Origin of the sequence: Pseudomonas capsici (assembly GCF_017165765.1) — a bacterium.
GTDB classification, from domain to species: Bacteria; Pseudomonadota; Gammaproteobacteria; order Pseudomonadales; family Pseudomonadaceae; genus Aquipseudomonas; species Aquipseudomonas capsici.
In genome coordinates this window covers 119,376-139,399 of the sequence record NZ_JAFGZD010000006.1, presented here as the reverse complement: position 1 = coordinate 139,399, position 20,024 = coordinate 119,376, and the positions used below count along the sequence as shown (strand labels likewise).

Below are 20,024 nucleotides of genomic sequence, written 5' to 3'. Positions count from 1 at the left end.
CGGGAAGCCTGCTTTTCTCGTCAGGCTGACGGGGTATGAATGCCTATTTATGATGATGGTCGTAATCTTTTTGGTCAATTGATTTGATTATGATTGACATCAAAGTGTTTTGCGATTGGGCGCTGAGTCCGCAAGGGGTGGAGAGCAGGATTGGCGGCCCAATTCTGAGGGTTATGACAAAAGGCCAGCATTCGCCAAAAACCGATCTACACTGCCAATCAGGGTGCAGCCCATCGAAAATTCGGGCGATGTGCGCATTGAGTGCGGTTCCCGGAGACAGTTACGAAGGATCGAGAAAAATGACAGTGAAGTCTGTGCTGGCAGCGGTAAGCATCGGGGTCGCAAGCCTGACATCGGCAGTGGTACTGGCAGATGAGTACAGTCTGGATCAGAACTGGAGTGCGAAAGATCTCGCAGTCTGGCAGGACACCTCCCAAGGGTCGCGCCTGGTTCCTCTGAGCTGGATGATGGCATTGGAAATAAAAGGTTCGAAAGTGCCTTTCATGTCCGATGCGAATATCGAAAAGTATGGTTATACACCGCGCACTCTGGAGTTTGACTACAAGAGTTATCGGTTGCCCCTGGGGTTTGTGGTCGATCAAGGCAGTGACAAGTCCATGACTTTTTCCCGCCTGCGCTGGATGAGTAACCAGTCTGACCGGGAACCCTGGGTGGGAATGAACTGCGCGGCCTGTCATACGGCCAACATTTCCTATGGTGGTCATACCTGGGAGGTTCAGGGCGGCCCCACCAATGCAGATTTCCAGAAGTTTGTTGATGCCTTCCGCGAAGCATTGATCGACACCCAGAACGATACTGAAAAATTTGATCGCTTTGCGACAAAGGTCCTTGCAGATGCCGACACCGAAGGTAATCGTCAGCTTCTGTCCAGTTCCCTGAATGAGTTGAACCTTTTCCTTGAGAAAAGCGCATCGCTCTATCAGACGGATCTGGTGTATGGCCCCGGCCGGGTTGATGCGGTGGGGCATATTCTCAACCGTGTGGCCCAGCTCAATGGTGCCCCGAACCCGACTCCCAACCCCGCGGATGCTCCCGTCAGCTATCCGTTTCTGTGGAACACTTCCCAGCACGATAAAGTGCAATGGAATGGTGTCGCTCCAAACAAGAAACTGGGCTCCGATGGCCTGGATGTGGGGGCTCTTGCGCGCAACGCCTCGGAAGTCGTGGGTGTCTTCGGTGATGTGGCTTTTCGCTCCAATTCGCTTTTCAAGGGCTTTGTTTCAAGCGTGCGCATCGATAACCTCGATCAGCTCGAGCGCACGTTACAGCGTCTGAAACCACCGAAATGGCCTGAAAGACTCGGGGCTATCGACCCTGTGAAGGTGCAGCAAGGTGCCAAACTGTTCGACACCAATTGCTCAGGCTGCCATTTACCGTTGTCACGCGACGATCTGAAAAGCACGATCGTTGCGCAGATGACGCCTATCAGCGCCGGCCCCGAAAGCCTTCAAGCCATCAATACCGATCCCTGGATGGCCTGTAATGCCGTTCAGTTCATCAGTAATCCTGGCAAGCTGAAGGGAGCGCTCCTCAACACATTCGACGGTGTTGTCACCGATGAGACGACTCTGGTCACGCAGTTGGGCGTTACTGCACGGGAAATATTGCTGAATCAGAAGAAAGAGCTTATTGCACTGGCGTTCAAGGATTACATGAATGTCAAATCGTCACCGCCACGAGTCGTACACAAGAGCACTTTCTCCTTTCTGAGCTTTGCCTCGTCCGAAAAGAACAAGCGGCTCCAGGCCTGCTATGCGCTGGATATCAACGAGTACCCGACACTTGCCTACAAGGCACGTCCGTTGACGGGTATCTGGGCAACAGCGCCTTACCTGCACAACGGCTCGGTACGCACGCTGTATGATCTGCTGCTTCCCCCTGATGCACGTCCTTCGAGTTTCAAGACAGGCTCGATTGTGTTCGATCCGAAGGCTGTCGGTTTTATCGATGCCAATGGGCCTGGCGCCCCGTTCACTTTCGATACCTCCTTGCCGGGGAACTCGAAGGCAGGTCATGACTATGGTGCATCATCGTTCAACGATGACCAGCGCTATGCGTTGATCGAGTACATGAAAACCCTTTAGCTGCCAGCAGGAATGGACTTATCCGCGAAAGCGGTATGACATCCGACAGAAACGTGTCGTTTGAAATGCCGTTTCGCGAATGAGTGGAGCGCCGCCCGATTCGCTCCTACTGGGTTGTGCTTTGGGCTGAGTCCTGCCTTACATCCCGCATCAACAACCCGAACTCCAAATCCACCTCGGCGGGGATCGGCACGTACACGGTATGTCCGTCCCCGGGCGCGACTTCTATGGCTTCTCTCTTGGCATTCTGCAATTGCTGCAGATCAAAGTGAAAGTTGCCTCGGGGTGTCATCAGTTCCATATGGTCGCCCAGGCCGAAGCGGTTCTTGACCCGGACTTCGGCCAGACCGTCGCGACGTTCGCCGGTCAGCTCACCGACGAACTGTTGTTGCTCCGACATCGAGCTGCCGTTCTGGTAGTTCTGGTATTCGTCATGCACATGGCGACGCAGAAAACCTTCGGTGTAGCCGCGCTGGGCCAGGGATTCCAGATCGGTCATCAGGCTGCGGTCGAATCCACGGCCTGCCACGGCGTCGTCGATTGCCCGGCGGTAAACCTGGGTGGTGCGTGCGCAATAGAAGTGGGATTTGGTCCGGCCTTCGATCTTCAGTGAGTGCACGCCCATACGGGTCAGACGCTCGACATGTTGAACGGCGCGCAGGTCCTTGGAGTTCATGATGTAAGTGCCGTGCTCATCCTCGAAGGCGGGCATCAGTTCATCCGGTCGATTGGCTTCCTGCAACAGGAATACCTGATCGGTCGGTGCGCCAGCACCCAGGGTCGGCTCGGGCTCACAGGTCTGCACGATATCGCCAAGCTGGTTTTGCGTGGCTTCCCGGGCGGAATATTTCCAGCGGCAGGCATTGGTGCAACTGCCCTGGTTGGCGTCACGCTTGTTGATATAGCCCGACAGCAGGCAACGGCCGGAGTAGGCCATGCACAGTGCGCCATGGACGAATACTTCCAGTTCCATGGTAGGAACCTGCTGGCGGATTTCGTCGATTTCTTCCAGAGACAGTTCGCGAGACAGGATGATGCGGCTCAGGCCCTGTTGCTGCCAGAACTCGACACTGGCCCAGTTTACGGTGTTGGCCTGCACCGACAGATGAATCGGCATCTGCGGGAAGTGCTTGCGCACCAACATGATCAGGCCAGGGTCGGACATGATCAGCGCATCCGGTGCCATCGCAATCACGGGCTCAAGGTCCTTGAGGAAGGTCTTGAGCTTGGCGTTGTGCGGCGCGATGTTTACCACGACATAGAAGCGCTTGCCCTGGGCCTGAGCCTCGCGAATGCCGCGTTCCAGATTGGCATGATCGAATTCGTTGTTGCGCACCCGCAAGCTGTAGCGAGGCTGGCCAGCATAGACCGCATCGGCACCGTAGGCGAAGGCATAGCGCATGTTTTTCAGGGTGCCGGCAGGGGCGAGCAGTTCCGGGGCAAAGGGTGTCATGGCGGTGTCGGTCGCAAAAAGTCGCGAACAGTAATCGCCTTGCCTGCCGGATTTATTGATCTGGATCTATGAAACGGTCGGTGCGGTAGTTTCTGATGCCTGAGCCCGGTCATGGGCTCAGGCAGGCGGCAGCGGATAAGGTCAGGCATCCACTTGATTGATCAGCGTCTTCAGATACGCAAGGCCTCTTTGGGTGATCGCGTTGCGCAGGGTTCTTTCGGCGGCGGTCACTGCGTTATGGCTGGCGGCCCGGCAGAAGCGGTAGACAAGGTCCACGGTCTGTTGCTTGTCCGGTGCCAACTGGTTGTTTACATCGCAATGCGCAATCAACAGGTTGCGCAGGGTCAGGGTGCGGATCGCCAGGGTGGTTGCCCACTCTGTCAGGCTCAAGCCGTAATCCTGTCCGGCGCTGGTGTTGGAAATGAACGGGAAGCCGGTGCGGGTCATTTCGGCGGCAATGAAGCGCTTCAGGATCAGATCCAGGCTGTGTTGCAGTTTTTCCGTGTACAGGCGGCGATATTCGCTGCGCAGGGTCCATTGCGCCTGCGCCGGGGTTGCGCCGGGCACGATGAGTGAAGAGGTGAGTAACTGCTGGCGCAAGGAGGAGGGGGCGCCCGGCGAGTTCAAGACATTGATCAGCACGATCAGCAGCGGATCGGCAAGAATCGGCTCGCTGGTATCTTCCTGAAGATTACTGGTGTTGTCGGCCAGCAGCGGGATTTCCTCGATCCAGCGGGCGTGGGGCAGCTCCGACAGTTGCGTGGAAATATCGTACAGACGCAACAGAACCTGGCTGACCGGCAGCTTCTTCGACAGGGTGATCTGCAGCAGGGATTCCATCACCGAACGCCACTGGGTCGGATCTATCCCGGGAAACTCCTGATTGGCGGCAGCGTAGAGATGATGATCGTCCTGCGGACCTTCTTCGATCTGGAACGGCGATTCGCCAAACAGCCCGATACGGGCAACTTCGGGACAGCTCATGGTTGCGGATTTCACCAGCGAGTTGTTGATGCGGCGATACATGCGAGGGTAATTGGCACAGGTATCGGTGAGGACTGCTTCACCCTGTTGGGCATGGATCTGGCAGCGTCCGCCCTGCAGCGCGCCGCACTGGCCGCCGGCCTTGTCCATCTGGTAGCCCGAATCGTCCTTGACGATCAGATTCAAGAGTTCGGGAAATTCCCGGCTGTACAGGTCGTGGCTGCGATTGCTGACTGCAATGCGCCAGTTACCCTTGCAGCAGTTGTCTTCGCAACGCTCGGCAATGCATGAAAAATCTTGTACGTATTTGAAAGCCCTGGCGGACTGAATGCCCATGAATTCTCTCCCGCAGTCTTAGGTTCGTTTGAACCTGAGTGGCCGATGTGCGGGAGTTGTTCCATGCAGAAGGGGAAATGCTGATGCGGATGTAAAGGCTCCCGTCCCTCTGGCGGCCGGGAGCCTCGGCTTTTACTGGGCCATCTTTGCCATGACCGATGCATAACCGGTGGCAGAACCCAGTACATCGGCTTTGCCCTGAGCAATCAGAATGGAGTCGGAAACCTCACGGAATGCACCGGTGCCACCTGGGCGTTGCAGCACATGGCTGGCTTGCTGCTGCACATAGACCGGTGCATCGGCCACGGCGAACGACAGGCCGCAGGCAGCAAAGGCTGGCAGGTCGATGGAGTCATCACCGATACAGGCTGTTTGCCTGGCCGTAACGCCGGCAGCGGCCATCAACTGCTCGCAGGCTGCCTTCTTGTCCTTGATACCGAACTGGCAAAGCTCGACGCCCAGATCTGCCACGCGCTTGCGCAACGTGGCCGAGTCGCGGCCCGACAATACGGCCACGCGCACGCCGTTTTCTTCGAGCATGCGCATGCCCATGCCATCGCGAACGTGAAAGCGCTTCAGGCATTCGCCGCTGGCATCGTAGAAAATGCCGCCATCGGTCAGGACGCCGTCGACATCAGTGATCACCAGACGAATATCGGCCAGTGCAGGCAAACCTGGCAGCGAGCGGCCTTCGATCAGGGCGCGGACCTTTTCCAGACATTCAGGTGTATCGACGCCAGGGCCGGTGGGCTCCACCACCCAGGCGCGAATGCAGTAACCGGCAGTCAGCAGGCGCAGTTGCTCCAGCTTTTCCGCGTGCTCGATCATTGGCTGGGACAAGCCGGAGTAACTGGCCAGCACCTCGCGACGATAGGCATAGACCCCGACATGTTTGAGGTAGGTAGCGGTTTCAGCTTCGCGGGGGTAAGGAATCGGCGAGCGACTGAAATACAGTGCATTGCCGTTGGTGGCCAGCACGACTTTGACGGTATTGGGGTTGCCTGCTTCGCCCGAGTCTATCGGATGGCAGAGCGTGCCGACCTGCACGGACTGATCGGCAAGCATGCCCTTGACCAGCGTGACGATATCCGCAGGTCTGACCAGAGGCTCGTCGCCTTGCAGGTTGACGTAGATATCGGCCTCGACCTGGCTCATCACTTCGGCCAGACGGTCCGTGCCCGAAGGATGGTCGGGGGAGGTCATGACACATGCTGCGCCAAAGCTGCGCGCCGCGTCGGCCACACGCTGGTCGTCGGTGGCAATCACCACCGTATCGGCAATGGCGGCTTCCAGAGCGCGCTCATACACATGCTGCACCATGGGTTTGCCCGCGATATCGGCAAGCGGCTTACCGGGGAGGCGGGTGGATGCGTATCTTGCCGGAATGACAATGGCGACACGTTGCGGATGGCTGGCCATGAAGGGTCCTTAAACGATTTCAGCGGTGCAGAGCGAAAAGCGGATCATACCAGTGATGCTGGGGGCGTCGACTTGTGGAAAAGGGCGAACCGGTAGGGACGTGAAATTCTCTTTTCATGAATTCGGCGATTTTGACTAGACTTATCGGGTCGCTGAATCGTTTAATCAGCTTCAGTTGTCCCCATAATTCCAATAAGGACCACCCTCATGAAATCGCTCGCCTGGCTTCTCGGTGCCACTGCCATCGTCTCGGCTACCAATGCCTTCGCCTGGGACTATGTGCTGCTCGATACCGACAAGGCCGCCCAGAACCAGCAGATCACCAGTGCCCAGCTCGGGATCAAGACCGACAAACCCTTTTCCGTCACCATGCGCACCCTGCACGGCGGCCGACAGGAAGGCGTGAGTATCATCGAGATCGACAACGGCACCATGAAACTTTCGGTTGTGCCCACTCGCGGCATGAACGTACTGCAGGCCTCGGTCGGTGATGTGCGCATGGGCTGGGACTCGCCGGTCAAAGAGGTCGTCAACCCGGCCTTTATCGAACTGAACGGTCGCGGCGGGCTGGGCTGGCTGGAAGGTTTCAACGAACTGGTGACCCGTTGCGGCTATGAATGGGTTGGCCATCCGGGTATCGATAACGGCGAACTGCTGACTCTGCATGGCCGTGCGGCGAATATCCCGGCCAACAAAGTCACTCTGCATATCGACGAAAAACCGCCTTATGCCATTCGCCTCAAGGGTGAATTGAAAGAGCAGGCGTTCAAGAAAGTCGACTTCTCGGTCCAGACCGAACTGGTCACCGATCCGGGCAGCACCCGCTTTACCCTCAACGATACCCTGACCAACAACGGCGATTATCCGAAGGAATACCAGGCGCTGTACCACAGCAACTTCAGTACGCCATTCCTGGAGGAGGGCGCTCGCTTCGAAGCACCGGTGCAGCAGGTCTCTCCCTTCAACGAAAAGGCCAAGGGCGACTTGCCTGACTGGCAAACCTATCGCGGGCCTACACCGGACTACGACGAAACCGTCTATAACGTAGTGCCTTACGGCGATGCCAAGGGCGATACCCTCACCGTGCTGCACAACAAGGCCGGCAGCCTCGGAGTCGCGGTGGGCTTCAACACCCGGCAACTGCCCGTGTTCTCCTTGTGGAAAAACACCGACACCCGTGGTCAGGGCTATGTCACCGGCCTTGAGCCAGGCACCAGCTTCTCCTACAACCGCCGCTACCAGCGCCCTCTGAAACTCGTGCCGACCATCGCTCCGAAAGAACAGCGCCAGTTCCAGATCAGCTACAGCCTGCTGGCAGACAAAGGCGCAGTCGACACCGCACTGGGCCAGATCAAAACCATCCAGAACGGCCGGGCAACCGAAGTACGCAAGGAGCCGCTGGTAGACCTGAGCAAAGAATAGGCTCCGGTTCGTTGAGCGGGTATGTATGGAATTATTTCACTCACGTTCTTGACATGCCCGGTCAACCAGTCCAGAATTGCGTCCATTCCTGATTAGGGAACGAGAAAAACCCTTAAGATTCAAAGGGTTGAGGATAAAGCCAAGGCTTTATTCCAAAGAGTTCAAAACGGTTGATGTGGTTGTAGAGCATCGGGCGTCTGAGGCCGAGTAGCAAAATGGTTATGCTGCGGATTGCAAATCCGTCTATGCCGGTTCGATTCCGACCTCGGCCTCCACTATTGAAAACCCCGTAGATTAACGTCTACGGGGTTTTTTATTTGTGCTGAAAATTTTTACTTGGAATTGAAGGCGCGCGGACACTCTGAAAAACTATTGTGAGTGTTGTCGACAATTGCAGCGCGCTCAATGAATATGGGGCTTTAATCGAGCTGATTGGGTGGCCAAATGAATGATTTTACAGCTCAGGATCCAGCGGAGTCGTTGGCTGTGCCGCCAAATATAAATACTGCTCATATAAATGCTCAGCTTGGCAAGGCAAAAGAGCTTTTGGGCGTGTATGAGTCAGAGCACCATGCCGTGAGTCGTGAGCTTGAAAGTTTGCAGCGTGAGGAGGATGCTCTGGTTGCTCTGCTTGGCTACGTATCCTGCACCGAGGAGCGCGGCCGGATTCTGGGTTTCTGTACGCCTCATGGCGAAGATTATGCAGCCAGGAGTCTGGGGTTGAATCTGGATAAAACCAGGTTGGCCCAATATCGTAACTACAGGGATTTAGTCAGTAACAGGATAGATTATGAGAGGCGACACCTGGAGGAAGTTGACCAGGCTATAAGTCTGCTGCGCAAGGACATTGACTTCTTGAACGTCATTGCAAATTCGCACTTTCGGGGGATGCTTCCCTTGATGACGTGTCGTGATCGTTATTGGGCCTCTCTACATTTAAAGTGAAGCAGGTATGTTTTTCTGATTCAGATGTGATCTCAACATTATAATCAGTGAGGATTGCCTGAGCGTGCCGGAGGCATGCGCTTATGCTTGATCATGAGGAGTTCAGGCTAAAGCTCTTTGGCTTTGTGTCGATTGCTCGCAAGTAATGTCAGGAGTATGGAACTGTATTCTCTGTAACACCCACTCACCCTCCAAGCCGGTCTGCACACCTATCTCGCAACTGAAAACTCATACGCACGGCAATGCCGACGGTGCGACCAATTTATTTATGACAAAGGAGGGTTGTATGAATCTGATTGCACTATCTGCCTTGCTCGTGGGTGCGTTGGGTCTGGGTATGCTGATCGGTGGGATTGTTCTGATGCGTAGCCCGGCAGTGTTCATTGTGGCGGGTATGGGATTTCTGAGTTGGACCTATATGGTTTCCAGAGCGACTGATCGCAGACAACGCAGGCAGATGGTCAGAGGGTAATGGCGGGGGCGGGCCTGCAGTCGCTCATGAGGTCAATCAGGCCCGCGTTTCGACGTGCGGCAATGTTTAGCGTCGATGACCGGAGTGTTCCCCATCGCATCCCGCCATCTGTGGGTTGTCTGTGCAGTTGTCTTCCTGAAATGAAAAATAGCTACAGCCAGACACCGAAAGGGCAAAAAACACCAGCAGTATGATTTTTTTCATGAAAGCTCCAGATCAAGTCCTTTTCGCAGTTATATGCCCGGATCTGTGTTTCATGCGCCGGGGGATTCAAGCACCTTGAAGGTAGTACAGGGGATCGGTATTCGCCATTTGCGTCGATCCATTTACCCGTCATGAGCGGGCTTGCCTCTCATCATCAACTGCCGAACAGCTCATTTAGAATGAGCAGTTCTGCCACTGCCGTCACGATGCAAAAAATGACGAAACCTCTGGTAAATACACGACGAGGGCGTTCATAGGTGGGCCAGTTCGCAAATATATTCAATGCATCGCTTATGAAATCGAGCAAGTGGCAACTCTCGTACGTATGACTTTGCCCGCCAGTATGAAGCAATATGCTATGACCGGCAGCAATGTACCTGAAGGGTGTTGTTGGTCCAGAGCAACTGCAGCTGTTCGCAGTTTCGCCCTGTCAAATATGCAGCATCGTCGTCACTTCACTTTGAATGCTTGCCTTCTTTGCGAGCGGTTTTCTGTGCTGTTGAATCATGCCCTGTTCCAGAAGACCCGTCTGGACGATGTGCATCGTTATCGCGCTCGACTTCGCCTGATTGATCTGACGGCGGCACTGCTTTGTTCTTGGTGTCGGTGTTCTTTTTCATGACTGCCTCCCAGCCTTGGCTGTCCATCCGAATTAGATTCAGGCTGCTTGAAAGTGGATGGCGTTGCAGTCCGTTGGTTCAACCGGATTTCCTGTGAAGGGCTCGGCGGTCATTGCTGACAGATCTTGCGGTGCATCCTGTGATGGGCGAATATTCGGCACCTCTGCGGGCAGGTGCCCTGACTGCGGGGGAAAGCACGGACTGTTATCGATGTTTCGACCAGGAGGTTGCAAATGAAGAAAGTGATGTTTGCTGTAGTGCTGCTGTGTGGTTTCTCCCTGAATGCCCAGGCTGCATGCCCGGTATTCGGCCCATCCCCAGACCCATGCAGCGGCCCGGTGTTTGGTCCGACTACCTGCGTATGTCCATAAGGTAAGTCGCCCGGCAGGTTCGGCGGATGTCGGGCCTGCTCTCTGAAGTTGATACAACTGCCGATTTCCGCCAGGCAGGTAGTCGAAGTCTGCTTTTTCAAGGGATCAAACAGACTGATGAAAGAGGAAATCCAGGAGCAAATTGCCGGCGCTTTTGAAGAGTTGTTTGGTGCGGTATCGAAACTTCAAACGGCTTATCCAGGCAAGCCTTTCACTCTCGACGGAAGACTCGTCGGAGATATTGGAGAAGTGGTTGCCAGTTTGCATTATCGGATCAAGTTGAATGAAGGGCTGACCAAGCGTCATGATGCCGTCTGCGATGATGGTCGAAATGTTCAGATCAAGACTACTTTTTCCAAGAACCTTACATTTCCTGTAGGGCATGTTCCTGATTATTACCTCGGCATCAAGCTCAATCGTGATGGGACCTTTGAAGAGATCTATAACGGTCCGGGGCAACTGATCAAGGATGCATTGAAAAGACGTGCACCAACGAGCACAGGGTTGCATGGGAATATCACGAGTCAGTTGAAGCGCATCAACCTGGACATTCCTGATAGCCAACGTATACCAAGACGCTAGCTCGGTCGTACGATCCGGGCCATACCAGCATCAGAGTTGATCGGGCAGGAGTCTTCAATGGGACTGTCACCAAAGAGAAAAGTGATCAGACGCGAAGTTGTCCGCAAGGCCTGGCAAGACAATTCGCACTGGATCAAGCAGTACGGCTTTTCTGAATATGCGCTCGAAGCAGTGTTCGATGACGACGAAGAACTGCGTATTTGCTGGTGCTGCGGCGATCAGGGATATCAGGAAGTCGCGCATATCGTTCCGCATTCTCTGGGCGGAGCGGATACGGTAGAGAACCGTTTCCTGCTCTGTGCCGAGTGCCATCTGGCGTCACCGGACTGCTACAAGAGCGAGTATTTTGTTGACTATGTGAACAGAAACGCCGGTAAAGCCAGCCGCCTTATGGTGGAGGCATGTAATCGGGCAGTCGAGAGGCTTTTACTGTTTCTGAAGGAGCATCCTGAGTTATCCGGGGTGGTTCCACATGACCGGCTACCTCCCTTTACAGGAAGCTGTTTGTATCAACGAACGACGACTCACGGTTCAAGCATTTCCCTGAGCACCAGGCTTGCTCGGGCGGAAATGTATGTGGATGAGCTTATCGACTACGCTCGCAGCCACTTGAACTGACAGAATATGCCGACGATCGGCAACAAGTTGGCGTAATACTTGTCTAGTATTGTCGGAAAGATCTGATCAGTAGCGAGCAAACCATGTATTCAAAGCCCGAGCTTCAGCGAGTCCTTGAAACGGCCTTTCTGCCTAGTAAATGCGAATGTGTCATCTCGGCGAACGACAGCTTTTCGGTAAAGCTTACCAATGCCGAATCAGGTGAGATCGAGCTGTATGTGACGGGCATGCCTTTGTCCGATCTGTCATCCAGCAGGTCCATCGCGCATCTGGTGCTTTCTTTGCGAGAGCAGAGAGATCTGATGGCGAAGATGGAATTGTCCATGAGGCGGTTGGCTTAGGGCCTGAAATGAAAAGCCCGGCACTAGGCCGGGCTGATATATCTGCTATAGCGCAATTGCGGAGCACCGCAACTTTCACAACCCCAAAAAACACCAAAGGCCTGCCGAGTCACCCCGTGCAAGCCCTTGATTGATATATGGTGCCCCGAGCCGGGGTCGAACCGGCACGTCCAGAGGACGAGGGATTTTAAGTCCCTTGCGTCTACCAATTTCGCCATCGGGGCGGTAGCGCCAAGGCAGGGAATATATACATCCCGTTCCCATGAAGCAAGCACGCAAGTCCTTCAGATGGCACAAGATGTTACTTTTTCCGTGAAAAGAAAAATCTCTGTAAATCATGAGGCTACGAAACCTGCTTGTGATGCAGGTGGAGGTTCACGGTCTGCCTCTCTGGCAGGTACTCAACTCACGATTTCTTCGTGGACGCGACGTCTTCCATGCTTTTCGCCAGGCTGCGCAGGTAATGAGCCAGTGCGACTTCTTCCAGGTGCAGGCCTTTGCGTTGCCGGCTGCGGGGCAGTTTCGCCAGGTTGCCGAGCATGAAGCCTTCCAGCACGGCGGGGTGGATGTAGCACTTGCGGCAGATGGCGGGGGTGTTACCCAGTTGTCGTGAGACGGCCTTTACCATTTCGACGATGTGTTTTTTGGCATCGGCTTCCGGCTCCCAGTGCAGCTTGCGCAGGGTTGCCAGAGCCAGCGCGCTGGCGGCCCAGGTTCGATAGTCCTTGGCAGTGAAGTCGGCACCGGTCAGGTCTTGCAGGTAGGCATTGATATCCGAAGAGGTGACGGTGTGGCGTTCGCCGTTGTCGTCCAGGTACTGGAACAGGTTTTGCCCCGGTAATTCCATGCAGCGCTTGATTACATTGGCCAGGCGTCGGTCTCTCACGCTGACGCGATGTTCTATTCCGCTTTTGCCGCGAAACTCGAAGACGATTTGCGTGCCATGCACTTCCACATGCTTGTTGCGCAGGGTGGTCAGGCCGTAGGAGCGGTTTTCCTTGGCGTAGCGGCTGTTGCCGATGCGGATCAGGGTGGCATCCAGCAGGGAAATGACCGTAGCCATGACTTTTTCGCGACCGATGCCGGGTTGTGCCAGTTGCGCCTCGATCTGTTTGCGGACCTTGGGCAGCGCCTGGCCGAATTCGATCAGGCGCGAGTATTTGTCCTGATCGCGGATTTCCCGCCATTGCGGATGGTAGCGATATTGTTTGCGGCCTCGGGCATCGCGGCCTGTGGCTTGCAGGTGTCCGGCCGGATCGGCGCAGATCCAGACATCTGTGTAGGCGGGTGGAATGACCAGTGCGTTGATGCGCTGGATCTCGGCCTCGTCGCGAATGCGTTGGCCCTCGGTATCGAAGTAAGCGAACTTGCCTCGCAGTATCTTGCGGGTGAACCCTGGCTGAGAATCGTCGACGTAATGAAGTTCAGGTGCTGCGGATGAACTGGCGGTCGGAGAGGGCATGGTCATGTTTCCAGGTCGGTTAATGACACTGACCACGCCTGTTCGAACGGGTGCCAATTATTTCATGCCAGTACCGCAACGGCCTTGATCTGCGCCCAGAGTTGTTGCCCCGGATACAGTCTCAGGTTGTCGTAGGAGTAACGGGTGATACGGGCGAGCAAGGGTGTGCCGCCAGCATCCAGTCGCACCAGCATATGCGCCGTGTTGTCAGCAGCGACTTCGCTGATCACGGTTACAGGCAATCGGTTGAGTATGCTGCTTTGGTCATCCGCTCGCAGGTTGAGGCTGACATCGCGTGCCTGTACCTTGACCCGCAATGTCTTGCCCTTGGCCAGTTCGGTATGGGCGACGGTCAGGCGCAGGTCGCTGTCGGGCAGAGTGATGGTCAGTAGCTGGTAGTGACTGTCGTAAGCGCTCACCGCGCCCTCGATCACTACGCCGGCATCGTCGCCCATGGCCAGTGGCAGATCGAGTCTGGCGAGGGTTTCTTCGATGGGGCCGCAGGCCAGAACGCGGCCTTCCTCAAGCAGGACCAGATGATCTGCCAGCCGTGCCACTTCATCCTGTGAATGGCTGACGTAGAGCATGGGGATTTCCAGTTCGTTATGCAGGCGTTCCAGGTACGGCAGGATCTCGTTCTTGCGCCGGGTATCCAGTGCGGCAAGTGGTTCGTCGAGCAGCATCAGGCGTGGGCTGGTCAGCAGGGCGCGGGCGATGCCGACTCTCTGGCGCTCGCCGCCGGAGAGTTTGTCCGGCAGGCGATCGAGCAGGTGGTCGATGCCCAACAGAACGGTCGCATGATGCATCTGAATGCTGCGCTGGTTTTTGGGTGTACGGCTCAGGCCGAATTCCAGATTGCCGCGGACCGACAGATGCGGGAACAGACTGGCTTCCTGAAAGACATAGCCGATCGAACGCTTGTGAGGTGCTACGAATATGCCGTTGGCCGAGTCCTGCCAGATCTCGCCATTGACCTGGATAAATCCCTGTTGTGCCTTCTCCAGGCCAGCGATGCAGCGCAGGCAGGTGGTCTTGCCTGAGCCCGAGGGGCCAGACAGCGCGGTCACACCTGTGCCCGGCAAGCTCAGGTCAACATCCACCTTGAAGGAGGGAAAAGCCATCTGCAGGCTAACGGCGATGGGTGATGCCATGAATCAACTCCAACCTGCTCTGGACTTGCCGCTTGAGTAGAGCACCAGAAGAACCAGAAATGAAAACACCAGCATGGCACCCGCCAGCCAGTGGGCTTGCAGGTACTCCATCGACTCGACGTGATCGAATATCTGTACCGATACCACGCGGGTTTTCTCGGGGATATTGCCGCCAATCATCAGCACCACGCCGAACTCGCCCACGGTATGGGCAAAGCCCAGAATCGCACCGGTGATGAAGCCAGGTCTGGCCAGTGGCAGAATCACATGGAAAAAGGTGTCCCATGGGCCGGCTCTCAAGGTGGCAGCCACCTCCAGCGGGCGTGTGCCTATGGCCGCGAAAGCATTTTGCAATGGCTGCACGACAAAGGGCATCGAGTACACAACCGAGCCGATCACCAGCCCGGTGAAGCTGAAGGTCAGGGTGCCCATGCCAAGGCTCTGGGTCAGCTGGCCGACAACACCGTTGGGCCCCAGCAGTATCAGCAGGTAGAAGCCGATGACGGTCGGCGGCAGCACCAGAGGCAAGGCCACCACTGCGCCGACCGGGCCTTTGAGCCAGGAGTCGGTCCTGGCCAGCCAGAGTGCGATGGGCGTGCCGATCACCAGCAGGATGAGGGTTGTCAGCGACGCCAGTTTCAGCGTCAACCAGATCGCCGCGAGGTCGGCACTTCCCAGCGACATTTACAGTTGATACCCGAAAGACTTGATCACGCTGGCAGCCTGCGGACCTTTGAGGTATTCCACCAGAGCCCTGGCGGCCGGGTTGTCCTTGCCTTTGTTGAGGATTACCGCGTCCTGCCTGATCGGATCATGCAGTTCGGCAGGAACGATCCAGGCCGAACCGCTGGTGAGTTTGCCATCCTTGTAGATCTGCGACAGTGCAACGAAACCCAGCTCGGCATTGCCGGTGGACGCGAACTGATAGGCCTGGGTGATGTTCTGGCCTTCGACGATCCTGGTCTTTGTCGCTTCGGTCAGCCCCAGCTTGCCCAGCACTTGCGTGGCAGCCAGGCCGTAGGGCGCAGTCTTGGGATTGGCGATGGACAGGTGCTGATACTGACCGGTCTTGAGTACGTCGCCCTTGCTGTCTACATAACCCTCTTTGGCCGACCAGAGTGCCAGGGTGCCGATGGCATAGGTAAAGCGTGAACCTTTGACGCTATCGCCTTCCTGCTCAAGTCTGGCCGCTGTGGTGTCGTCGGCGCTGAGGAACACCTCGAAAGGCGCGCCGTTCTTGATCTGGGTGTAGAACTGGCCTGTCGAGCCAAAGGCGGCGACCAGCTTGTGGCCGGTGTCTTTCTCGAAGTCCTTGGCGATGGCCTGGATCGGTGCCGTGAAGTTGGCAGCCACAGCGACCTGGACTTCATCGGCAAAGGCAGAGGTCATGCCCAGTGCTGCGATGGCAACGACAAGAGATTTGAGTGTAATGCGTGGCGGGAACGCTCGCATGAAACGGCTCCGGGATACGTGGGGGGCAGGGAAGTCGGCGCGAAAGCGGCTGGCGGCCATTCGCTATATATTTAAATATATAGCGATGGCGCATCCGTATGGAAGCGCTGTATCACTTCCCGGAGAGTATTTTCAACGCATTATCAGCCAGTTGCCGGGTCAGTTCGGCTGCCGACAGTTCATGCTTGATGCCCACGGCCTGGCCTGCCCACAGGTTCATGAAGTCGCCGTTACCCTGTGGCTCGGCCTTGGCGCGAAGGGGAATCAACGCGCCGCCTGCCAGCGGAAAGGCGGGCGCAAGGGCGCTCATGGGGCCGATTTCGCTCATGATCCGGTTGACGATGCCCCGCGCCGGGCGGCCGGTGAAGATGTTGGTCAATGCCGTCTGGCTGTCCGTGGCGCTGCGCAATGCCCGATGATGCGGCTTGCTGACCTTGGCTTCGGGGCAGAACAGATAAGCCGTACCCACTTGCACGGCCGATGCGCCCAGGATGAAGGCCGCTGCGACACTTCGACCTTCTGCAATACCGCCTGCGGCAATCACCGGCACGCTGACGGCATTGGCAATCTGCGGGACCAGGGCAAAAGTGCCGACCTGAGTGTGAAGCTGGTCGCTGAGGAACATGCCTCGGTGGCCGCCCGCTTCGTAGCCCATGGCGATAATTGCGTCGCAGCCATTTTTCTCAAGCCATACCGCTTCTTCAACTGTGGTGGCCGAGGACAGGATCCTTGCGCCTGTCGCCCGAACTCTGTCCAGCAAGGCGCGCTCGGGAAGACCGAAATGGAAGCTCACCATTTCAGGTTTCAAGTCTTCGACCAAGGCGCAGCTATCGGCATCGAAAGGTGCCCGGCTTGAAACCGGTGTGGGTGCATCGTAATCGGCACCCAGTTCCCGATAGTAAGGCTGTAACGACTCTTTCCAGCGTGCGGCCCGCTCAGGATCGTCGGCAGGCGGCATATGGCAGAAGAAGTTCAGGTTCAGTGGTGCCTGGCTATGTTGGCGAATCAGCGCCACTTCTTCGCGGATCTGCTCCGGGCTCAGCATGGCGCAGGGCAGCGAAGCCAGTCCGCCGACATTCCCGACAGCAATCGCCATGGCCGAGCCTGTGGCCCCGGCCATGGGGGCTTGCAGGATGGGCAGGGTGATGGAAAACAGATCAAGGATGCGGTTGTCAGGCCATGCGCTCATGCCACGGGCTCCTTATCGAAGGCAGTGAAATCGCTATTGAGCGCGCAGCCATCGTCTTTGGCAACCCTTCAGGCTGATGTCTTCTGACAGGGATTTGACTTTGGAGACGGTCGGTCTAATATTGTCGCCATGACGACATTACCCGAAAAGCCCAGACGCCCCGGTCGCCCGCCCAAGGTGGATCGCGAAAATCTGGAAACCCGCGAAGCCTTGATTCGCCGAGGCCTTGAGGTCCTGACCGAGCAGGGCTACATGGCCACGGGTATCGATTACATCCTCAAGGAAGTGGGTGTACCCAAAGGCTCCTTCTATCACTATTTTGCCAGCAAGGAAGTCTTTGGCCGTGCAGTGCTGGAGAGTTATGCCGGTTACTTTGCCCGCCGTCTGGATCGCTGGCTGCTGGATGAGTCGCTTTCACCGCTGGAGCGGCTGGTAGGGTTCGTACAGAGTGCCAAGCACGGGATGGCGCGCCATGGTTTTCGACGCGGTTGCATGGTGGGTAATTTTACTCAGGAAATCAGTGTTTTACCTGAGGTTTTTCGTGTTGAACTTGAAGATATTTTGCAGGATTGGCAGGCGAAACTTGCCCATTGCCTGAGGTCTGCCCAGCAGGCCGGCGAGCTGGCCAGGGAGGCGGACTGCAATGAGCTGGCGGCTTTTTTCTGGATCGGCTGGGAAGGCGCGGTACTGCGTGCGCGGCTGGTCAAGAGCGAACAACCCTTGAATACCTTTATTGCGGGCTTTCTTCGCGGCTTGCCGCAATGATTGCTCGGGTCTATTTAAAGACGATCGGTCTAAATTGGAGGTGCATATGTTCAAAGGCATTTTGATCGACAAGGACGAGCAGGGATATCGCGCCAGCCTGGCAGATATCGATGAATCTTCGCTGCCGCCGGGCGATGTTACGGTGCAGGTGTCCAGCAGCACCCTCAACTACAAGGATGCCCTGGCTATCACCGGCGCCAGCCCTGTGGTGCGCAGTTTTCCCATGGTGCCCGGGATCGATCTGGCAGGAACGGTCGAGAGCAGCGATACCCCGGAATTCAAGGAGGGTGATCAGGTTCTGCTCAATGGCTGGGGCGTGGGCGAAGCACATTGGGGCGGTCTGGCTGCCAGGGCACGGCTCAAGAGCCAGTGGCTGATTCCGCTGCCCGAGGCTTTCACGCCAGCCCAGGCCATGGCCATAGGTACGGCCGGATATACCGCAATGCTGGCGGTTATCGCTTTGCAGAAACATGGTCTGACGCCCGACAGCGGCGATGTGCTTGTGACCGGTGCCAACGGTGGCGTGGGCAGTTTTGCGGTGGCCATTCTGGCCAGGCTCGGTTACCGGGTGGTGGCTTCGACCGGGCGTCCTGCACAAAGCGAGTACCTGCAGCAACTGGGCGCTGCACAGATCATTGATCGAGCGACCTTGTCCGAACCCGGTCGTCCACTGGCCAAAGAGCAGTGGGCGGCAGCCATCGATTCGGTCGGCAGCCATACGCTGGCCAATATCTGCGCCGGGATTCGTTATCGCGGCATCGTCGCAGCCTGCGGCCTGGCTCAGGGCATGGAGTTTCCGGGATCGGTCGCGCCGTTCATCCTGCGCGGAGTCACCCTGGCCGGTATCGACAGCGTCAATCGCCCGCGCGCCGACCGTCTTGAAGCCTGGGCGCGACTGGCCAGTGATCTGGATATCTCGCTGCTGCCGCTGATCAGTCGTGAAATCGGTTTGAGCGAAGTCATCGATATTGCGCCACAACTGATTGCCGGTCAGGTGCGTGGCAGGCTGGTGGTGGATATCAATCGCTGACCCAGAGCGAAGTCGGTGATTTCCATGATCTCGATCCGCTTCGCTGCCGGGTGCCGCGGATTGAGCATGATATTGCGGGCCTGGGGCAGTGCCGCAGAGGGGACGATCAGGCCAAGTTGCTGGCAACGCCGCAGCCAGGCCGTGCCGAAATCCATACCCGGAACATCGGCCGGGTTGCTGGCCCAGCCTTCGCCAAGTGATTGCAGGTCGGGCTCGCAGTAAAGCTGCGGTTCGTCCGGCAATTTCACTCTCACCAGTTTCAGCGCGATACGCGGGACTTCTGTGCAATGAATAACCGTTTCCAGCGCACAGATTGTCGCTGTCATGCCGAAGTACAGGGCCTTGTGTTCCTGATGATTCCAGCGCCCGCCATATAACGCGGCACCCTGGCCGCTCAGGTCGGTGGCGAACGGTGCCCTGGCGATTCTCCAGACCTCCATCAGACAACCCCGCCATGGGCGATGGCTGCCAGGGTCCGGCGTACCTGCCAGGCCCCGATCTCCGTTTCACACAAGCGTAAAGGGCACTGATCCCTCAAGGCCGCATTGGCGGTCAGCATCCACTGGCTGGCGCGCTCCGGTGTTTCAAAGATATCCATGGCCTGAGTGGCAATCATGGCGATCCGGTCAAGGCGTTCCGAGGTCACCCGATCCAGAGGCTGCTGCTGGCGTTGGCGTCGCTCCAGAGTGGAGGTCGAGGCATTGAGCAATTCTTCAAGGTGTTCATGATTGAGCCTGAATGCTTCCCGGACCGAGCGGATCCAGCCTGGAGCAAATCCTGCCTGGATATTCATCAGACGTTCATTTTCGGTGCGTCTGCTAACTTGATTGGCAAGAAGCCAGAATTCGGCACCGGACTCGGTGCTGCGAGGGGGAACTGCTGGGGTGGACATCGAAGTGCCTGTTTCTACCGTTGGAAAACGGCCAAAAACTATCGCAAACAGGCTGCTCATCAAGACGAAAGTTGTTACTGCCGATTGCCCGAAATCACGCTCGAACATTCAAGCCAAAAAAAAGCCACCGCACTCACGTGTGATGGCTTAAAGATCTAACCAAAGGACTGATGAAGTAGAGCAGGTATTCAGGCCCTGCGATGCGGTTTCG

20 protein-coding genes, 2 tRNA genes and 1 pseudogene are annotated in these 20,024 nt (G+C 56.7%); 11 read left to right on the top strand and 12 right to left on the bottom strand.

The window, feature by feature from the left end; genetic code table 11:
- Positions 1 to 89: 89 nt before the first annotated feature.
- On the top strand, positions 90 to 2,105 hold the full coding sequence (locus JSY17_RS10430) for a di-heme-cytochrome C peroxidase (protein ID WP_206401686.1): 2,016 nt from the start codon (positions 90 to 92) through the stop codon (positions 2,103 to 2,105).
- 18 nt (positions 2,106 to 2,123) lie between these two features.
- Here JSY17_RS10430 and trhP read toward each other — a convergent pair.
- The 3 genes and pseudogenes from trhP to kdsB all read right to left on the bottom strand — a co-directional run bounded on the left by trhP (position 2,124) and on the right by kdsB (position 6,297).
- Positions 2,124 to 3,558: pseudogene (trhP, locus tag JSY17_RS10425) on the bottom strand (prephenate-dependent tRNA uridine(34) hydroxylase TrhP).
- A 141-nt stretch (positions 3,559 to 3,699) separates the two neighbouring features.
- Complete coding sequence (fliB, locus tag JSY17_RS10420; protein ID WP_117185533.1) at positions 3,700 to 4,878, bottom strand: flagellin lysine-N-methylase; 1,179 nt, start codon at positions 4,876 to 4,878, stop codon at positions 3,700 to 3,702.
- Positions 4,879 to 5,010: 132 nt separating this feature from the next.
- Positions 5,011 to 6,297, bottom strand: a complete 1,287-nt coding sequence (kdsB, locus tag JSY17_RS10415; protein ID WP_206401682.1) for a 3-deoxy-manno-octulosonate cytidylyltransferase — start codon at positions 6,295 to 6,297, stop codon at positions 5,011 to 5,013.
- Between the two features lie 207 nt (positions 6,298 to 6,504).
- Here kdsB and JSY17_RS10410 point away from each other — a divergent pair, with 207 nt between their 5' ends.
- The 4 genes from JSY17_RS10410 to JSY17_RS10395 all read left to right on the top strand — a co-directional run bounded on the left by JSY17_RS10410 (position 6,505) and on the right by JSY17_RS10395 (position 9,136).
- Positions 6,505 to 7,719, top strand: coding sequence for an aldose 1-epimerase family protein (locus JSY17_RS10410; protein WP_117163139.1), 1,215 nt, complete (start codon positions 6,505 to 6,507; stop codon positions 7,717 to 7,719).
- Between the two features lie 201 nt (positions 7,720 to 7,920).
- Positions 7,921 to 7,994, top strand: a tRNA-Cys gene (locus tag JSY17_RS10405).
- Positions 7,995 to 8,163: 169 nt separating this feature from the next.
- The gene (locus JSY17_RS10400; RefSeq protein WP_206401680.1) at positions 8,164 to 8,664 is read left to right on the top strand and encodes a hypothetical protein; all 501 of its coding nucleotides are present in this window, start codon (positions 8,164 to 8,166) and stop codon (positions 8,662 to 8,664) included.
- Positions 8,665 to 8,950: 286 nt separating this feature from the next.
- On the top strand, positions 8,951 to 9,136 hold the full coding sequence (locus tag JSY17_RS10395; RefSeq protein WP_206401678.1) for a hypothetical protein: 186 nt from the start codon (positions 8,951 to 8,953) through the stop codon (positions 9,134 to 9,136).
- Between the two features lie 659 nt (positions 9,137 to 9,795).
- On the opposite strand, the gene JSY17_RS10390 is transcribed toward JSY17_RS10395, so the two are convergent.
- Positions 9,796 to 9,960, bottom strand: a complete 165-nt coding sequence (locus JSY17_RS10390) for a hypothetical protein (RefSeq protein ID WP_162880453.1) — start codon at positions 9,958 to 9,960, stop codon at positions 9,796 to 9,798.
- Positions 9,961 to 10,193: 233 nt separating this feature from the next.
- Here JSY17_RS10390 and JSY17_RS26205 point away from each other — a divergent pair, with 233 nt between their 5' ends.
- The 4 genes from JSY17_RS26205 (at position 10,194) to JSY17_RS10375 (ending at position 11,872) form a co-directional block, all read left to right on the top strand.
- Positions 10,194 to 10,331, top strand: coding sequence for a PA0050 family protein (locus tag JSY17_RS26205; protein WP_232849386.1), 138 nt, complete (start codon positions 10,194 to 10,196; stop codon positions 10,329 to 10,331).
- 117 nt (positions 10,332 to 10,448) lie between these two features.
- Positions 10,449 to 10,913 (top strand): DUF6998 domain-containing protein, encoded by a 465-nt coding sequence (locus JSY17_RS10385; protein WP_206401676.1) that lies wholly within the window; start codon positions 10,449 to 10,451, stop codon positions 10,911 to 10,913.
- 57 nt (positions 10,914 to 10,970) lie between these two features.
- Entirely contained in the window at positions 10,971 to 11,531 is a 561-nt protein-coding gene (locus JSY17_RS10380) for an HNH endonuclease (RefSeq protein ID WP_206401675.1), read from the top strand.
- An 83-nt stretch (positions 11,532 to 11,614) separates the two neighbouring features.
- A complete protein-coding gene (locus tag JSY17_RS10375; protein WP_025260322.1) occupies positions 11,615 to 11,872 on the top strand; it encodes a DUF1652 domain-containing protein in 258 nt (85 codons plus the stop codon).
- Between the two features lie 138 nt (positions 11,873 to 12,010).
- Here the strand turns inward: JSY17_RS10375 and JSY17_RS10370 are convergent.
- The 6 genes from JSY17_RS10370 to JSY17_RS10345 all read right to left on the bottom strand — a co-directional run bounded on the left by JSY17_RS10370 (position 12,011) and on the right by JSY17_RS10345 (position 17,126).
- Positions 12,011 to 12,096: transfer RNA gene (locus tag JSY17_RS10370), tRNA-Leu, on the bottom strand.
- A 182-nt stretch (positions 12,097 to 12,278) separates the two neighbouring features.
- Positions 12,279 to 13,334: a DNA topoisomerase IB gene (locus JSY17_RS10365; protein ID WP_117183211.1), complete on the bottom strand. Its 1,056-nt coding sequence runs from the start codon at positions 13,332 to 13,334 to the stop codon at positions 12,279 to 12,281.
- A gap of 62 nt (positions 13,335 to 13,396) precedes the next feature.
- Entirely contained in the window at positions 13,397 to 14,485 is a 1,089-nt protein-coding gene (gene modC, locus JSY17_RS10360) for a molybdenum ABC transporter ATP-binding protein (RefSeq protein ID WP_206401674.1), read from the bottom strand.
- A 3-nt stretch (positions 14,486 to 14,488) separates the two neighbouring features.
- The gene (modB, locus tag JSY17_RS10355) at positions 14,489 to 15,169 is read right to left on the bottom strand and encodes a molybdate ABC transporter permease subunit (protein WP_206401673.1); all 681 of its coding nucleotides are present in this window, start codon (positions 15,167 to 15,169) and stop codon (positions 14,489 to 14,491) included.
- Positions 15,170 to 15,874: a molybdate ABC transporter substrate-binding protein gene (modA, locus tag JSY17_RS10350; RefSeq protein ID WP_206401774.1), complete on the bottom strand. Its 705-nt coding sequence runs from the start codon at positions 15,872 to 15,874 to the stop codon at positions 15,170 to 15,172.
- A gap of 175 nt (positions 15,875 to 16,049) precedes the next feature.
- Positions 16,050 to 17,126 carry an NAD(P)H-dependent flavin oxidoreductase gene (locus JSY17_RS10345; protein WP_206401672.1) on the bottom strand — a complete coding sequence of 359 codons (1,077 nt, stop codon included), beginning with the start codon at positions 17,124 to 17,126 and terminating at the stop codon, positions 16,050 to 16,052.
- Between the two features lie 129 nt (positions 17,127 to 17,255).
- Here JSY17_RS10345 and acuR point away from each other — a divergent pair, with 129 nt between their 5' ends.
- Both acuR and acuI read left to right on the top strand, forming a co-directional pair.
- Positions 17,256 to 17,891, top strand: a complete 636-nt coding sequence (gene acuR, locus JSY17_RS10340; protein ID WP_117183216.1) for an acrylate utilization transcriptional regulator AcuR — start codon at positions 17,256 to 17,258, stop codon at positions 17,889 to 17,891.
- A gap of 46 nt (positions 17,892 to 17,937) precedes the next feature.
- Positions 17,938 to 18,921: an acrylyl-CoA reductase (NADPH) gene (acuI, locus tag JSY17_RS10335; RefSeq protein ID WP_206401671.1), complete on the top strand. Its 984-nt coding sequence runs from the start codon at positions 17,938 to 17,940 to the stop codon at positions 18,919 to 18,921.
- On the opposite strand, the gene JSY17_RS10330 is transcribed toward acuI, so the two are convergent.
- Both JSY17_RS10330 and parS read right to left on the bottom strand, forming a co-directional pair.
- Positions 18,882 to 19,361, bottom strand: a complete 480-nt coding sequence (locus tag JSY17_RS10330) for an RES family NAD+ phosphorylase (RefSeq protein ID WP_201012527.1) — start codon at positions 19,359 to 19,361, stop codon at positions 18,882 to 18,884. The genes acuI and JSY17_RS10330 overlap by 40 nt on opposite strands.
- Positions 19,361 to 19,813: a type II RES/Xre toxin-antitoxin system antitoxin gene (parS, locus tag JSY17_RS10325; protein ID WP_232849385.1), complete on the bottom strand. Its 453-nt coding sequence runs from the start codon at positions 19,811 to 19,813 to the stop codon at positions 19,361 to 19,363. The genes JSY17_RS10330 and parS overlap by 1 nt, the downstream gene beginning before the upstream one ends.
- Positions 19,814 to 20,024: the final 211 nt, after the last annotated feature.

What these genes read in the sequence shown, in the direction of transcription:
- JSY17_RS26205 (WP_232849386.1), top strand. Translation starts at nt 10,194, where the DNA reads ATGAAGAAAGTGATGTTTGCTGTAGTGCTGCTGTGTGGTTTCTCCCTG.
- modB (WP_206401673.1), bottom strand. Translation starts at nt 15,169, where the DNA reads ATGTCGCTGGGAAGTGCCGACCTCGCGGCGATCTGGTTGACGCTGAAA.
- fliB (WP_117185533.1), bottom strand. Translation starts at nt 4,878, where the DNA reads ATGGGCATTCAGTCCGCCAGGGCTTTCAAATACGTACAAGATTTTTCA.
- parS (WP_232849385.1), bottom strand. Translation starts at nt 19,813, where the DNA reads ATGTCCACCCCAGCAGTTCCCCCTCGCAGCACCGAGTCCGGTGCCGAA.
- JSY17_RS10395 (WP_206401678.1), top strand. Translation starts at nt 8,951, where the DNA reads ATGAATCTGATTGCACTATCTGCCTTGCTCGTGGGTGCGTTGGGTCTG.
- JSY17_RS10330 (WP_201012527.1), bottom strand. Translation starts at nt 19,361, where the DNA reads ATGGAGGTCTGGAGAATCGCCAGGGCACCGTTCGCCACCGACCTGAGC.
- JSY17_RS10375 (WP_025260322.1), top strand. Translation starts at nt 11,615, where the DNA reads ATGTATTCAAAGCCCGAGCTTCAGCGAGTCCTTGAAACGGCCTTTCTG.
- JSY17_RS10430 (WP_206401686.1), top strand. Translation starts at nt 90, where the DNA reads ATGATTGACATCAAAGTGTTTTGCGATTGGGCGCTGAGTCCGCAAGGG.
- kdsB (WP_206401682.1), bottom strand. Translation starts at nt 6,297, where the DNA reads ATGGCCAGCCATCCGCAACGTGTCGCCATTGTCATTCCGGCAAGATAC.
- JSY17_RS10410 (WP_117163139.1), top strand. Translation starts at nt 6,505, where the DNA reads ATGAAATCGCTCGCCTGGCTTCTCGGTGCCACTGCCATCGTCTCGGCT.
- JSY17_RS10345 (WP_206401672.1), bottom strand. Translation starts at nt 17,126, where the DNA reads ATGAGCGCATGGCCTGACAACCGCATCCTTGATCTGTTTTCCATCACC.
- JSY17_RS10385 (WP_206401676.1), top strand. Translation starts at nt 10,449, where the DNA reads ATGAAAGAGGAAATCCAGGAGCAAATTGCCGGCGCTTTTGAAGAGTTG.
- modA (WP_206401774.1), bottom strand. Translation starts at nt 15,874, where the DNA reads ATGACCTCTGCCTTTGCCGATGAAGTCCAGGTCGCTGTGGCTGCCAAC.
- acuR (WP_117183216.1), top strand. Translation starts at nt 17,256, where the DNA reads ATGACGACATTACCCGAAAAGCCCAGACGCCCCGGTCGCCCGCCCAAG.
- JSY17_RS10380 (WP_206401675.1), top strand. Translation starts at nt 10,971, where the DNA reads ATGGGACTGTCACCAAAGAGAAAAGTGATCAGACGCGAAGTTGTCCGC.
- JSY17_RS10400 (WP_206401680.1), top strand. Translation starts at nt 8,164, where the DNA reads ATGAATGATTTTACAGCTCAGGATCCAGCGGAGTCGTTGGCTGTGCCG.
- JSY17_RS10365 (WP_117183211.1), bottom strand. Translation starts at nt 13,334, where the DNA reads ATGCCCTCTCCGACCGCCAGTTCATCCGCAGCACCTGAACTTCATTAC.
- acuI (WP_206401671.1), top strand. Translation starts at nt 17,938, where the DNA reads ATGTTCAAAGGCATTTTGATCGACAAGGACGAGCAGGGATATCGCGCC.
- JSY17_RS10390 (WP_162880453.1), bottom strand. Translation starts at nt 9,960, where the DNA reads ATGAAAAAGAACACCGACACCAAGAACAAAGCAGTGCCGCCGTCAGAT.
- modC (WP_206401674.1), bottom strand. Translation starts at nt 14,485, where the DNA reads ATGGCATCACCCATCGCCGTTAGCCTGCAGATGGCTTTTCCCTCCTTC.